This window comes from Actinomadura sp. GC306 (assembly GCF_004348665.1).
GTDB lineage: Bacteria > Actinomycetota > Actinomycetes > Streptosporangiales > Streptosporangiaceae > Spirillospora.
Window position 1 is genome coordinate 1 of sequence record NZ_SMKM01000187.1, and the last position, 13784, is coordinate 13784.

Consider the following 13784-nt stretch of genomic DNA (forward strand, 5'->3'; position numbering starts at 1 on the left):
GGCCAGGCCGGTGCGCAGCACGACGCCCGCGCGGGGCAGGCGGGCCACCAGGTGCGCGCCTTCCGGGCGCACCTGCTGCTCGGGCGCGCAGACCTCCCGGATCAGGCAGTTGAGCAGCGCGGTCGAGGTGGCGTCGTCGGCGGCGATGCCGGGTTCTGTCAGCAGCACGTCGGGTCCCGTGGCGTGGTCGGTGGATGTGAAGGTCGGTGGATGTGAGGTGGTCGGTGGATCCGGTGCGGTGGGGCGGGCGGGGCGGCGGCGGGGTCACCCGCATGCGGCGTCCCGCAGGTAGTTCGGGCCCGGCGGGCCGTAGTGCTTGTTGATGTCGGCCGCGCCGGTCCGCACCTTGTCGACGAGGGTCCCGGCGGTGACCATGGCCTTGCCGGGCAGCGCGTCCGCGTCGAGCGTGCGGGCGCGCAGGAACGCCTCGTCCGGGCCGAGGGCCGCGTCGAGCCGTTCGCGGATCATCGTGCGGCCGGTCCGCCACGGCAGGAGGCCGCGCTGGGCGAGGCCCACGGCCGGGGCGGCGGCGCACAGGTGCAGCGTGATGGTGACGAAGACGCGGGCGAGTGCCTCGTCGTCTTCGGTCGTCATCCGGCGGTCGACGAGGTCGCGCGGATCCGTGCCGGGCGACGGCGGGAGCCTTTCGCGGAGCCGGGACGTGTTGATGAGCGCCCCGTCGTTATCCTTGACCAGAAGCCGGAGCGGCGAGTCGTCCAAGACCAAAGCGACGTTCTGCTGATGTGCCTCTAGCGCGATGCCATAGCGGAACAGCGTGACGTTCCACGAGAACAGTGCGGACAGGTAGGTGCCGAAGAGCGACTCGACGTCCCAGCGTTCGATGACGTGCCCGTTCTCCGGAGCCTCCGCGAGCAGTGCCGCTACGGGGACGATGTGCGCGCGCGCCGTCTCGGGTGGGAAGCGCCGCACGAGGTAGGCGAGGAGGGGGTCCTGCGCGTGGCCGTAGGTCTGCTCGTCCGCGAGAAGCACGGGCAGCGCGGGTTCCCGCTGGAGGACGCGACGCAGGAGGCGTTCGACGAGCGCGCCGTCCGGGAGGGTTCCGGGCTTGATCGTGCGGCGGTTCCGGACACCGAGGGTGCTGGTCGGCAGCGGCGTCTTCAGGTGGCAGAGCGGCGCGGCGGCCACCGTCCGCATCGACAGCGTGGGGGCGACCCTCAGGTAGGGCTCCGGGGCGAGGACCGCGCCGGGGTGCCCGCCCACCTGCCGTGCCGCCAGCGGATGGACGGGGAACAGCGCCGCCCCCGCGGCGAGCGACGACAGCCCCACGTCGGCGGGGGCCGGCCACCAGTCCGGGAGCGGCCCGGCGAGCGTCGAGTTGCGCACCGCGGCCCAAAGCAGCGGGAACGCCGGCGCGAACTCGGGCGCGTAGCGGCTCAGGTCGGCCATGGACAGGCCCGCGCGACCCCGCCCCAGCGGATGCACGGGGTGGTCGTTGTAGGCGGCGAGCGTCTCGTAGAAGGTGCCGGGGCCGGTGCGCAGCTCCTCGGGGAAGCGCGCCAGGCGCCGGTGCACCGCGGCCCGCGCGTCTTCGTGGAGCTTCATGGCCGCGAGGGCGTCCAGGCATTCCCGCTCGAAGGCCGCCACGTCGTCACGCGGGTCGGCCAGGGCGTGCACGGCGGCGAGGACGTCGCCGAGCCCGAGGTGCTGCGCCGGGTCGACGACGAGGTCGGACAGGAACGCCGGACGCGCTTCCACGAGCCTTACGGTACGTCCCGGAAGCGCCAGCGTCCGGTCTTCGACGCAGTCGCGCAGCCCTGCGTAGTTCTCGCGCAGCAGCGCCGTGAGGACCCGTGCCGCCAGGGGGCCTTCGATGTCGTCGCCGGTCACGCGATCGTCCAGTCGTGTGCGGCGCGGAAACGTGCCAGGGCGGCGTTCACCCCGTCCGCATCGGGGCCGATCGCGCGGACCGTGCCCAGGTAGTCGCGATTGGTGCGGGTGACGGTGACGGTGTCGCCCACTTCGCGCTGGGGGCGGTAGGCCAGCCGCACTGGGCCGTCCTCCATCTGGAGGGGGCCGGGAGCCGCCGTGAGCTTGCCGGACCGCTCGGCGATGACCGGTTCGGCAACGGCATGTCGGCGCCTGGGAGCCGGCCAGTCCGGTAGGGGCTCGCCCAGATGGACCTTGAGGATGTCCTCGAACAGGGGCACGCCGAGCAGGTCGGCCAAGAGGAAGTCGCAGTGGTCACCGATCAGCCTGTAATTGACCTCGATGATGTGAGCGCGCCCCTCGTGGACGACGAATTCCGTGTGACAGGCACCGAACCCGATGCCCAGGGCCTCCAGTTGCCGCAACACCTGAGGCGTCTCCGGCGGCGGCTCCACCCACTCAAGGCGCTCTTCGACGAAGAACGGCGGCGGGGAAAGGGCCGTCCGGAACGACCCCAGTACGCGGACCTCCCGCCCATCGCCGAGGGTCTCCAGCGTGTAGAGCCGCCCGGGAAGGTACTGCTCGGCCACCAGCGCGTCGTCCCGCCGAGCCGCGATCTCCTCCACGCGCGAGGTCAGCTCCACGGCGTCCTGGACGAGGAACACGTCCTCACTGGCCACGCCCTCACGTGGCTTCACGACGAGCGGGTAGGACGCGTCCGCGGGCACCCGGCGCGCGTCGGCCGAGAACACGGGATCGAGCGGGGCCAGGTGCCGGCGCATGAGGCCCTTGTTCTTCGCGCGGGCCGCCGCCCGCCAGTCCTTGCCCGGCAGGCCGAAGTACGCGGCGGCGAGCGCGGCGGGCGCCTGCAGGAAGTCGCTGTTGGAGAAGACGGCCGCGGGCCCGCCCCCGGGCGCCGCCTCGGCGGCGGCCGCGATGATCTCCCGGAAGTCGGCCACGCCGCAGTCGACGACCGGCCCGCCGAACCCGTGCGCGGCGGCGGGGCGGTCGGTCAGCAGCGTCACGTCGAGCCCCAGCCGCGCGGCGGCGGGCAGGAATCCGTGCGTCACCGAGTCGGTCGCCTTCCCGGCGACGAGATGGAGAGCGGCGGCCACGACAGGCCCTTCCAGGTGAGGTAAGCCTTGCCTAACTCGGAGTGATCATCATAGGGGGCGCCAGGGCGCATGCAAGGACGATGGCACGCGTGTCCCGGCCCGTGCCGCGATCCGTCAGGATGAGGCCATGGATCTCGTCGACCGGTGGGTCGCGCTCGCGGGGCCGCACACCCGGCATATCGGAACAGAGCTGGACAAGCGCTACGGCGAGCCGCACCGCCGCTACCACACACGCGACCACCTCACCGCAGTTCTCGACCTCGTGGACGAGCTGGCCGGGCACGCCGCGTCCCCCGGGCTCGTGCGGCTCGCCGCCTGGTTCCACGACGCCGTCTACGACCCCGAGCGCGCCGACAACGAGGAGCGCAGCGGCCGCCTCGCCGCCCGCATGCTCGCCGACACCGATCTCAGCGGCACCGACATTGAGGAGGTCGTCCGCCTCGTCGAGCTGACCGCCACCCACGCGCCCGGCGAGGAGGACCGGGACGGCCAGGTCCTCTGCGACGCCGACCTCGCGATCCTGGGCGCGTCTCCCGGCGAGTACGCCGCCTATGCCGCCGCCGTCCGAGAGGAGTACGCGTTCGTCCCGGACGAGTTCTTCCAAGCGGGACGCGCCCAGGTGCTCAACGGCCTACTGGCGCTGCCCAGGCTCTTCCACACACCGGTCGCACGCGAACGCTTCGAAGAGCGCGCCCGAAACAACATCGAGACGGAACTCGCGCTCCTCAACGCCTGAGCTGCGTCAACGCCTGAGCTGCGCGGCCTTCCGCCGCCGCAGGCCCGCCGCGGTCAGCCGCATCAGCAGCTCCTGGCAGCCGACGGCCTGCGCGCCCAGCGACACCGCCCGCTCGTAGAGCTCGGACGGGACGTCGTAGTGGTCGCGCTCGAACGCCCGCGGCGGCATGCCCAGTTCCGCGGCGAAAACATGCAGTTCGTCGTACGAGACATCGCTGACCATGTGCGACCACACGCGCCCACGCGCCGGCCACAACGGCGGATCGATGAGAATCAAGGGGGCTCCGCGGGACGGGTGACCTACAGTGCCTGACAGTACACATGCGAAGGGGCATGCGGTGAACGACATCGTCGCGCACATTCAGGCTGATAAGGACCGGTTCCTCGCCGACCTCAAGGAATGGCTGGCGATCCCGTCCATCTCCGGCGACCCGGCGCACGCCGGGGACGTCCGCGAATCGGCCGGGTGGCTGGCCGGGCACCTGCGGGACGAGGGGTTCCCGGTCGTCGAGATCTGGGAGACCCCCGGCCACCCCGCCGTCTACGCCGAATGGCCCGCGGACGACCCCGCCGCCCCCGCCGTCGTCGTGTACGGCCACCACGACGTCCAGCCCGTGGAGCCGCTGGCGGAGTGGGACACCGACCCGTTCAAGCCCGTGGAGAAGGGCGACCGGCTCATCGGCCGCGGCGCGTCCGACGACAAGGGCCAGGTCTTCTTCCACACCCTCGGGATCCGCGCGCTGCTCGCCGCGACCGGGCGGACGGCGCCGCCCGTCACGATCAAGCTGCTGGTCGAAGGCGAGGAGGAGTCCGGGTCGGTGCACTTCGCCGACCTGCTGCGCGAGCACCGGGAACGGCTCGCCTGCGACGCGGTCGTCATCAGCGACACCACGATGTGGGCGGCGGACGTCCCCTCCATGTGCACCGGGATGCGCGGGCTGACCGACGCCGAGGTCACGCTGCGCGGCCCGTCCACCGACCTGCACTCCGGCTCGTTCGGCGGCGCGGTGCCGAACCCGCTGCAGGCGATGGCGACGCTGCTCGCCGGGCTGCACGACGCCGACGGCCGCGTCACGATCCCCGGCTTCTACGACGACGTCGTCCCGCTCACCGACGAGGAGCGCGCCCTGTTCGCGCGGCTCCCGTTCGACGAGGAGGCGTGGCTGCGGACGGCCGGCGGCAGCCGCGCCCCGCACGGCGAGAAGGGCTACACCACCCTCGAACGCATCTGGGCGCGCCCCACGGCCGAGATCAACGGCATGTGGGGCGGGCACACCGGGCCCGGCGTCAAGACCATCGTGCCCCGCGAGGCGCACGCCAAGATCTCGTTCCGGCTCGTCGCCGGCCAGGACCCCGCCAAGGTCCAGGACGCGTTCCGGCGGTGGGTCGCCGAGCGCACACCGCCCGGCGTCGAGGCCGAGGTCGGCGTCTCCGGCGGCGGCGTCCGGCCGTGCTTCTCGCCGATCGACTCCGCCGGCGTCCAGGCCGCGCGCCGCGCGATGGAGCGGGCGTTCGGCACCGAGGTGCTGTTCACCCGCGAGGGCGGCAGCGGCCCCGAGGCCGACCTCGCCGACGTCCTGGACGCCCCGCTGGTCTTCGTCGCGGTCGGGCTGAACGGCGACCGCATCCACGCGCCGAACGAGAAGGTCGAGATCCCGCTGCTCCTCAAGGGCGCCGAGGCCGCCGCGTACCTGTGGGAAGAACTCGCCACCGCACTGCGCTGACACCTGCCGAGCCGACACGGGCGAGCAGACACCCGCGAGAGGAACCGAACGTTGACCGAAGGCCCGCTGGAATGGCTGGCGCTCGCGCGCGGCACCCTCGACAGGGTCGCGCTGCAACGTCGCGACGACGCGTGGCTCGCGGCCGCGTGGGCGGACCCGGCCACCCGCGTCCTCGTCGTCGAGGACGGCCGCGCGCCGGTCTCCTGGGAGCCGCGCCCCGCGCTCGCCCTCGTCCCGCCGGAGCGCGCGCCGGACGGCGACCGCTGGCTCCTCGGCGTGGACGACGACGGCACCGCCTACTTCGGAACGTCCGGCCCGCTGCCCGAGATCGAGGGCACCGGCCCGAGCGGGCTCCGCCGCGTCGGCGCGCTCCTCGACGACCGCGACTCCGGCCTGCTCACCCACGCCGTGGCGCTGGAGCACTGGCACCGCAGCAACCGGTACTGCCCGCGCTGCGGCGGCGAGACGCGCCCGGCGTCCGCCGGGCACATGCGCGTCTGCCCCGAGGACGGCTCCCAGCACTTCCCCCGTGTCGACCCCGCCGTGATCATGCTGGTGACCGACGAGGCCGACCGGATCCTGCTGGCCCGCGGCCCGCAGTGGCCCGCCGACCGCCGCTCGATCCTGGCCGGCTTCGTCGAGCCGGGGGAGTCCCTCGAACAGGCCGTCGCGCGGGAGGTGAAGGAGGAGGTGGGCGTGCCCGTCCGGGACGTCCGCTACCTCGGCAGCCAGCCGTGGCCGCTGCCGCAGAGCCTCATGCTCGGCTTCACCGCCAAGGCCGACGGCGGCGTCCCGCTGTCCCCCGACCCGGAGGAGATCGCGGACGCCGCCTGGTACACCCGCGACGAGCTGCGCGAGGCCATCGAGGCCGGCGACCTCGTCGCCCCCGGCCGGCTGTCCATCGCCGCGCAGCTCATCATGCGCTGGTACGGCGGCGACCTCCCGAAGATGCCCGACTTCTGAGCGCGGGCACGCGCGAGCCCGGCAGCCTCATCGGATGCCGGGCTCGGTGCGGGCGGTCAGGCGAGCGAGGCGAGCCTCGCCTTGACCGCCTTGGCGCTGGGGTTGGTCTCGGCCGAGCCGTCGGGGAAGACGACGGTCGGGACGGTCATGTTGCCGCCGTTGACGCTCATGACGAACTCGGCGGCCTCCGGGTCGCGCTCGATGTCGACCTCCACCATCTCGATGCCGTCGCGGGCGAGCTGGCTCTTGAGCCGCCGGCAGAACCCGCACCAGGACGTCGTGTACATGGTGAGCTGGCCGGTCGGGCCCTTGGCCCGGTCGGTCGTCGGCGTCGCCATCGCTCCGTCGTCTCCCTCGTTCGTTCGTACGATTCGCTCTCCGGAGAACAGTAGACGCCCCGTTCTCATTCCTCGCCGGGCCGTATGCGCCGTTCACGACCGTCCACGGTCGTCCACAGTTGCGCGTGCCGGGTGATGCGGGTGGTGCGTGCTGCGAGTATGGGGGGATGTTGGCTGAGTCGGTGCTGGAGGGACTCGACCCCGAACAGCGGGCGGTCGCCGAGGCGGTGAAGGGCCCCGTGTGCGTGCTGGCGGGCGCCGGGACGGGCAAGACGAGGGCCATCACGCATCGGATCGCCTACGCCACCCTGACCGGTGTGGTGACGCCGCAGCGGGTGCTGGCCGTGACGTTCACCACGCGGGCGGCGGGGGAGCTGCGCAGCCGGCTGCGGCAGCTCGGGGCGCCGGGCGTGCAGGCGCGGACGTTCCACGCGGCGGCGCTGCGCCAGCTCACCTACTTCTGGCCGCGCGTCGTCGGCGGTGAGCCGCCCCGCATCATCGACTCGAAGATCGCGCTGGTGGCGGACGCGGCGAAGGCGTGCCGGCTGGCGCTCGGCCGCACCGAGCTGCGCGACGTCGCGAGCGAGATCGAGTGGGCCAAGGTCACCCAGCACCGCCCGGAGGACTACCCGGCCGCGGTCGCCAGGGCGGGCCGCCGCCCGCCCGCCGAGGTCGTGGACGTGGCGCGCGTCTACGCCATGTACGAGCAGCTCAGGCGGGAGCGCAACCTCCTCGACTTCGAGGGGATGCTGGAGCTGACCGCGGCCGTCCTCACCGAGCACCGGGAGGTCGCCAACCAGGTCCGCGAGCAGTACCGGTACTTCGTCGTCGACGAGTTCCAGGATGTCAACCCGCTGCAGAAGATGCTGCTCGACACCTGGCTCGGCGACCGCGACGACCTGTGCGTCGTCGGCGACCCCAACCAGACGATCTACTCGTTCACCGGCGCGTCCCCGGCCCACCTGCTCGACTTCACCCGCGACCACCCGGACGCGAAGGTCATCCAGCTGGTCCGCGACTACCGCTCGACGCCGCAGGTGGTGCGGCTCGCGAACGGCGTGATCGGGCAGGCGCGGGGCGAGGGCGCGATCCGGTCCGGGCTGGAGCTGGTCGCGCAGCGCGACCAGGGCCCCGAGCCGGTGTTCAACGAGTACGACGACGAGGTCGCCGAGGCCGACGACGCGGCGCGGCGGGCCCGCAAGCTCATCGAGGAGGGCGTCCCCGCACGGGAGATCGCGATCCTGTACCGGATCAACGCGCAGTCCGAGACGTACGAGTCGGCGCTGGCCGCGGCGGGCGTCCCCTACGTGCTGCGCGGCGCCGAGCGGTTCTTCGAGCGGCCCGAGGTCAAGCAGGCCGTGTACATGCTGCGCGCCGCCACGCGGGCGGGCGGCGACGCGGAGACCGACGGGATGGGGCTGATCCAGACCGTCCGGCACGTCCTGTCCGGCGCGGGGTTCTCCGACCGGCCGCCCGAGGGGGCGGGCGCGGCCCGCGCCCGCTGGGAGTCGCTCGCCGCGCTGGCCCAGCTCGCCGAGGACATGGCCGCCGACAACCCGGTGGCCGGCCTCCCCGAGTTCGTCGCCGAGCTGGAGGAGCGCGCCGCCGCGCAGCACGCCCCCCCGCTGGAGGGCGTCACTCTGGCGTCCCTGCACGCCGCCAAGGGCCTGGAGTGGGACGCGGTGTTCCTCGTCGGGCTCGTCGAGGGCACCCTGCCGATCATCTACGCGGAGACGCCCGCGCAGATCGAGGAGGAGCGCCGGCTGCTGTACGTGGGCGTGACCCGGGCGCGCGTCCACCTGTCGCTGTCGTGGGCGCTGTCGCGCTCGCCGGGCGGCGCGCGGCACCGCCGCCCGTCCCGCTTCCTCGGCGGCCTGACCGGCAAGACCACCACGCACACCCCGGCCCGCGCCGACCGGACGAAGCGCCGCACCGCGAAGGGCCCGCTGCCGTGCCGGGTGTGCGGGCGGCCGCTGACCGCCGCCGTCGAACGCAAACTCGGCCGCTGCGAGGACTGCCCGTCCGAACTGAACGAGGAACTCCTCATCGCGCTCAAGGAATGGCGAGCCCGGGTGTCGGCCGAGCAGAAGATTCCCGCCTATGTCGTGTTCACGGACGCGACGCTCCAGGCGATCGCCGAGCACGGCCCCGAATCGATGGAGGACCTCGCCCGCATTCCCGGCGTGGGAAAGGTCAAGCTCGACAAGTACGGTGAGGCGGTTCTCGGCCTGTGCGGCCCTTGACCCTGGGGTGAGACCTGGCTCACGAGGACGGATACGGAAGACTGGCGGCCGTGAAGGACTCCCTGAAGGAACTGCTCGATCTGCTGGACCTCGAACAGATCGAGAACGACATCTTCCGGGGCCGCAGCCCCGAGGAACGGCGGCAGCGCGTCTTCGGCGGGCAGGTGGCCGGGCAGGCCCTCGTCGCCGCCGGCCGCACCGTGCCCGCGAACCGGCCGGTGCACTCCCTGCACGCCTACTTCATCCGCCCCGGCGATCCGCTGGTCCCGATCGTCTACACCGTCGACCGGGTCCGCGACGGGCGGTCCTTCACCACGCGGCGCGTCACCGCCGTCCAGCACGGAAAGGCGATCTTCACGCTGTCGGCGTCGTTCCAGATCGTCGAGGAGGGCCCGCACCACCAGGCGGCGATGCCGGACGCCCCCGCGCCCGAGACGCTGCCGGACGGCCTGACCCGGCTGACGCCGCTGTTCGGCGAGGCCGGCGCGCGGCAGTTCGTCACCCGCCGCCCGTTCGACATCCGGCACGCCACGCCGCTGACCTGGGAGGCGGCGAAGGACCCGGCGCTGGTGACGGCGGAGTCGAAGGTGTGGCTGAGGGTCGACGGCGAGCTGCCGGACGACCCGCTCCTGCACGTCTGCCTGATGACCTACGCCTCGGACATGACGCTGCTGGACACCGTCCTGCTCAACCACGGCCTGGCCTGGGGCGACAAGCGCACGATGGGCGCCAGCCTCGACCATGCGATGTGGTTCCACCGGCCGTTCCGCGCCGACGACTGGCTGCTGTACTACCAGGACGCCCCGTTCGCCGGCGGCGCCCGCGGGCTGGCCCGCGGGCAGGTGTTCACGAGGTCGGGGGAGCTGGTCGTGTCGGTGATGCAGGAGGGGCTCGTCCGCGTCGCGGACTCCCCGCGGGACTGACGCGCGCGGCGTTCCGCGACCCTGGTCCGCGGGACCTGCCGAGAAGGGTTCGACGCCCCGGGGACGTCGCGGGTTCCGCGGAGAAAAGTTGAAGTCCGCTGCGAAATCGCAGGTCAAAAATAGGTTGTTGATCGTGCGGAGTCCCCGTACTCTCGAACGCGAGCAATCAACACCGGCCGTCGGTGGATCGTGCAGATCTCCCGGTGCGGCCCGAGTAGCCAGAGAGGTGGTGTGCAGTCCGGTGATCAGCATGATGACGAAATCCGCGCAGTCCTGGACCGCCGCCTGCCCCGGCATCTCGACCCCCGGCGCCCCGGCCGCGTATCTCGCGGATTCCGGCGTGCGCCTGCGCGGATCCCTCGGCATGAGCGGTAAGCGCGGCATGGGCGGCGAGCCCAATGCGGTGCACCTTGTGCAGCGAATCCAGGACGACCTGGGGCGGAGTGTCTTCGGACACCTCATCGAGGACACCGCCGTCCCGGCATCGGCCACGGCCCACACGGGCGTCACCGTCGAAGGTGGCGTGTCGGGTCCGTATCCCTGGAGGCGACCGGTCTAGCAACAGGCCGGCACAGCCCCCAGGCCGCGGATCCCGACACCGGATCCGCGGCCTTCTTCTTTGTCCAGACGACCCACCGACACGCCCGTTGAGATCCAACGAGAGGAACAAGGGTGACTGTGATGCTGGGGGCCCTCGCGATCAGCGAGGAGGACCTCACACTTCCGTGCCGGACCGACCCGGAGCTGTTCTTCGCCGAGGCGCCCGCCGACGTCGAGCTCGCCAAGGCCCTGTGCCTGGAGTGCCCGCTGCGCAGGGAGTGCCTCGCCGGCGCCCTTGAGCGCAAGGAGCCCTGGGGCGTCTGGGGCGGGGAGCTGTTCGTCCGCGGTGTGATCGTCCCGCGCAAGCGGCCGCGCGGCCGCCCGCGCAAGCACCCGCGGCCGGAGGACGTGACCGCGTGAGCGGAGGCCGGCCGTGCGAACGGCCGGCGACCGCCGCGAACCCGGAGGCGCGGCCCGCGCGAGGACCGCGCGAGGACCGCGCCTCCGGACGGCCGGAGGGAAACGACCATGACCGTCGAGCCACGAGAGATCTGCACAGGCCGGAACCCCGGCGAAGACGACACGACCGCGCCGGCGACGGCCTCGCTCGGCGCGGACGCGCCGCGCGACCCGCTCCCCGTGGCCGTGTCCGGCGAGCTCGCCGCCCGCGTGCGGGTGCTGCGGCGGGCGCGCCGCGACGCGGAGACGAGGGCGTCGCGCGTGCGCCGCGTCCTGCTCGCGCCGACGGCACCGGCCGCCGGCACCCCCGTGCGGGTGCCGCGGCCGCACCGGCACTGAGCCCGCGTCGGTAGCAGGCCGCCGCCCGTCCTTCTTGGATGGTTCGGCGGGCGGCGCGCCTCCCGGCGGGCGCCTGGAGCGCGTCCGGTGACCCACTCACCGGCCGCGCGAAACAGCGGGACCCCGCGCACCTCATCAGTGCGCGGGGTCCCGCTCGCGTTTCGCGGAGGTCACCCCGAGACGAGCTCGGGGTCCTCGTCGTCGGCGAAGCCCGGTACCCACTTCAGCGCCTCGGCGCGGGCCGGGATCTCGCACTCCAGCTGGCACAGCACGCCGGTGCCCGCCGACAGCACCCGGTGGATGATCACGTAGTCGGGCGGCAGGTTGAGCTGCCGGACGACGTTGGACGGCCGCAGGTCGGTGACCCGGGCGGCCATGTCGCGCAGCCACTCCCGGTTGAACTTGAACGTCTCGTTGACGAACGGCTCGGTGACCGGGGCGAGGAACGCCTGGAGCGACTCGGCGTCGATCTCCACGCCCTCGCGGATGAAGTCCTCCCGCCGCAGCGCCTCCTCGATCTCGTCGATGTCGGCCATCGTGCCGATCCGCAGCAGCAGGCCGAGCCGCTGCTGGAACCCGCCGGGGATGCGGTCGACGGCGCCGAAGTCGAGGACGCCGAGCCGGCCGTCCGCCAGCAGCCGGAAGTTGCCGGGGTGCGGGTCGCCGTGCAGCATCCCGGACCGCTTCGGGCCGGAGAACAGGAAGCGGCAGTACAGCAGCGCCGCGTGGTCGCGGGTCTCCTCGTCGCCGTCGCTGATGATCTTCGAGAGGGCGGTGCCGTCCATCCACTCGCTGATCAGGATGTTGCCGTCCTGCGCGATGACCTCGGGGATGTAGAAGTCGGGGTCGTCCGCGTAGGCCGCCCGGAACGCCATCTGGGACTCGGCCTCGATCGTGTAGTCGAGCTCCTCGGCCACGCGCTCCTTCAGCTCCGCGAGCATCGACTTGACGTCGAGGCCGGGCATCAGCACGCCGAACATCCGGCCGAGCCGGGCGAGCTGGTTGAAGTCGCTGATCAGCGCCTTCCCGGCGCCCGGGTACTGGACCTTGACGGCGACGGCGCGGCCGTCGTGCCACACGGCGCGGTGCACCTGGCCGATGGACGCGGCGGCGGCCGGCTCGTCGTCGAACGAGTCGAAGTAGTCCCGCCAGTCCTCGCCGAGGAACTCCGCCAGCACCTTGTGGACGGTCGCGGCGGGCAGCGGGGGAGCGGCCTCCTGCAGCTTGGTGAGGGTCGCGCGGTACGGGCCCGCGATCTCCGGCGGCAGTGCCGCCTCGAAGATCGACAGCATCTGGCCGAGCTTCATCGCCCCGCCCTTGAGCTCCCCGAGCACCTTGAACAGCTGCTCGGCGGTGCGCTGCTGGATCTCCGTGGCGACCGCCTCGGCGGGCTTGCCGAAGGTCCGCTTCCCGACGCCGAGGGCGGTGCGTCCCGCGAAGCCGATGGGGAGGGAAGCCAGCTTTGCTGACCGCGTCACCGCGCGGCGGGGAAGATCGCTCACAGGGCCCATTGTCGGTGATCGACTGTCGTTCACGCCACAATGACCGGGAACAATCGTGTGAGGTGGACCGCAGTTACCGGCATGACCTGCGGAAACGTGGTAAGTGTGCGCTTTCTCACGCCCTGTGAGGGCGGTTGGGCGGGGGTCCGGGGCACCGGGCCGGCGGGCCGCAGGGTACGGTGCGCACCATGTCCGAAGAGATCGCCGGCGTGCTCCAGGTCGAACACCGCCCCGACGGCGTCGTCGTCGTGACGCTGAACGACCCCGGCCGCCGCAACGCGATGTCGGACGAGATGACCGCCGCCTGGAAGTCGGCGATGGCCGACCTGCGCACCGACCGGCGGGTCCGCTGCGTCTTGGTGACCGGCGCGGGCAGCGCGTTCACCTCCGGCGGCGAGCTGTCCTGGCTCGCCGAGACCAACGCCGTCGCCGTCCCCGCGCTGCGCGACCGGATGCTGACCTTCTACCGGACGTGGCTCGCGATCCGCGACCTCGAAGTGCCGACGATCGCCGCCCTCAACGGGCACGCCGTCGGCGCCGGGCTGTGCCTCGCACTGGCCTGCGACCTGCGGTACGCGGCGTCCGACGCCAAGCTCCTCGCCCCGTTCACCGCCCTCGGGCTGCACCCCGGGATGGCCGCGACCTGGCTGTTCCCCGAGGTGGCCGGACTGCCGCTGGCCCGCGAGATGCTGCTGGCCGGACGGGTCCTCACCGGCGACGAGGCCGAGCGGGCCGGGCTCGTCAACCGCGCCGTCCCGCGCGAGGACGTGCTGGACGAGGCGCTCGCCGTCGCCGGCCGCGTCGCGGCGCAGGCACCCGTCGCCACCCGGTTCACCAAGGTCGCCCTGGCCAATGGCGGCCACCCCGACATGGAGTCCGCGCTGCGCTGGGAGTCGCTCGCGCAGCCCGTCACGATGGCGTCCGCCGACATGCTGGAGGGCCTCGCGGCGCAGCGCGAGAAGCGCACCCCGCGGTTCACCGGCGAGTGACGCCGCGGCACCCGCCCGCCGCTTGAC

At 72.8% G+C, this 13784-nt stretch carries 14 protein-coding genes; 9 read left to right on the forward strand and 5 right to left on the reverse strand.

Annotation, left to right across the window (positions count from 1 at the left end):
- Positions 1 to 264 precede the first annotated feature (264 nt).
- Together E1200_RS23010 and E1200_RS23015 are read right to left on the reverse strand one after the other, a co-directional pair.
- Positions 265 to 1848, reverse strand: coding sequence for an IucA/IucC family protein (locus tag E1200_RS23010; protein ID WP_207933500.1), 1584 nt, complete (start codon positions 1846 to 1848; stop codon positions 265 to 267).
- Complete coding sequence (locus tag E1200_RS23015; protein ID WP_131954141.1) at positions 1845 to 3002, reverse strand: ATP-grasp domain-containing protein; 1158 nt, start codon at positions 3000 to 3002, stop codon at positions 1845 to 1847. The genes E1200_RS23010 and E1200_RS23015 overlap by 4 nt, the downstream gene beginning before the upstream one ends.
- 127 nt (positions 3003 to 3129) lie before the next feature.
- Here E1200_RS23015 and E1200_RS23020 point away from each other — a divergent pair, with 127 nt between their 5' ends.
- Complete coding sequence (locus E1200_RS23020) at positions 3130 to 3738, forward strand: metal-dependent phosphohydrolase (protein WP_131954142.1); 609 nt, start codon at positions 3130 to 3132, stop codon at positions 3736 to 3738.
- 6 nt (positions 3739 to 3744) lie between these two features.
- On the opposite strand, the gene E1200_RS23025 is transcribed toward E1200_RS23020, so the two are convergent.
- Complete coding sequence (locus tag E1200_RS23025) at positions 3745 to 4014, reverse strand: DUF4031 domain-containing protein (RefSeq protein ID WP_131954143.1); 270 nt, start codon at positions 4012 to 4014, stop codon at positions 3745 to 3747.
- Positions 4015 to 4075: 61 nt separating this feature from the next.
- Between E1200_RS23025 and E1200_RS23030 the strand changes: the two genes are divergently transcribed.
- The gene (locus E1200_RS23030) at positions 4076 to 5461 is read left to right on the forward strand and encodes a dipeptidase (RefSeq protein WP_131954144.1); all 1386 of its coding nucleotides are present in this window, start codon (positions 4076 to 4078) and stop codon (positions 5459 to 5461) included.
- Between the two features lie 51 nt (positions 5462 to 5512).
- On the forward strand, positions 5513 to 6424 hold the full coding sequence (nudC, locus tag E1200_RS23035) for an NAD(+) diphosphatase (protein ID WP_131954145.1): 912 nt from the start codon (positions 5513 to 5515) through the stop codon (positions 6422 to 6424).
- Positions 6425 to 6480: 56 nt separating this feature from the next.
- Here nudC and E1200_RS23040 read toward each other — a convergent pair whose 3' ends face one another.
- Positions 6481 to 6762 (reverse strand): mycoredoxin, encoded by a 282-nt coding sequence (locus E1200_RS23040; RefSeq protein ID WP_131954146.1) that lies wholly within the window; start codon positions 6760 to 6762, stop codon positions 6481 to 6483.
- Between the two features lie 167 nt (positions 6763 to 6929).
- Between E1200_RS23040 and E1200_RS23045 the strand changes: the two genes are divergently transcribed.
- The 5 genes from E1200_RS23045 (at position 6930) to E1200_RS23065 (ending at position 11266) form a co-directional block, all read left to right on the forward strand.
- Positions 6930 to 9005, forward strand: coding sequence for an ATP-dependent DNA helicase UvrD2 (locus tag E1200_RS23045; protein WP_131954147.1), 2076 nt, complete (start codon positions 6930 to 6932; stop codon positions 9003 to 9005).
- Positions 9006 to 9055: 50 nt separating this feature from the next.
- Positions 9056 to 9928 (forward strand): acyl-CoA thioesterase II, encoded by an 873-nt coding sequence (gene tesB / locus E1200_RS23050; protein ID WP_131954148.1) that lies wholly within the window; start codon positions 9056 to 9058, stop codon positions 9926 to 9928.
- A gap of 241 nt (positions 9929 to 10169) precedes the next feature.
- Complete coding sequence (locus E1200_RS23055) at positions 10170 to 10487, forward strand: hypothetical protein (protein WP_131954149.1); 318 nt, start codon at positions 10170 to 10172, stop codon at positions 10485 to 10487.
- 122 nt (positions 10488 to 10609) lie between these two features.
- A complete protein-coding gene (locus E1200_RS23060; protein ID WP_131954154.1) occupies positions 10610 to 10888 on the forward strand; it encodes a WhiB family transcriptional regulator in 279 nt (92 codons plus the stop codon).
- A 108-nt stretch (positions 10889 to 10996) separates the two neighbouring features.
- The gene (locus tag E1200_RS23065; RefSeq protein ID WP_131954150.1) at positions 10997 to 11266 is read left to right on the forward strand and encodes a hypothetical protein; all 270 of its coding nucleotides are present in this window, start codon (positions 10997 to 10999) and stop codon (positions 11264 to 11266) included.
- A gap of 170 nt (positions 11267 to 11436) precedes the next feature.
- Here the strand turns inward: E1200_RS23065 and E1200_RS23070 are convergent, their stop codons facing one another.
- Positions 11437 to 12768 carry an AarF/ABC1/UbiB kinase family protein gene (locus E1200_RS23070; RefSeq protein ID WP_243708764.1) on the reverse strand — a complete coding sequence of 444 codons (1332 nt, stop codon included), beginning with the start codon at positions 12766 to 12768 and terminating at the stop codon, positions 11437 to 11439.
- 188 nt (positions 12769 to 12956) lie between these two features.
- Between E1200_RS23070 and E1200_RS23075 the strand changes: the two genes are divergently transcribed.
- Positions 12957 to 13757, forward strand: a complete 801-nt coding sequence (locus tag E1200_RS23075) for an enoyl-CoA hydratase-related protein (protein ID WP_131954152.1) — start codon at positions 12957 to 12959, stop codon at positions 13755 to 13757.
- The last annotated feature ends 27 nt before the right edge of the window (positions 13758 to 13784 follow it).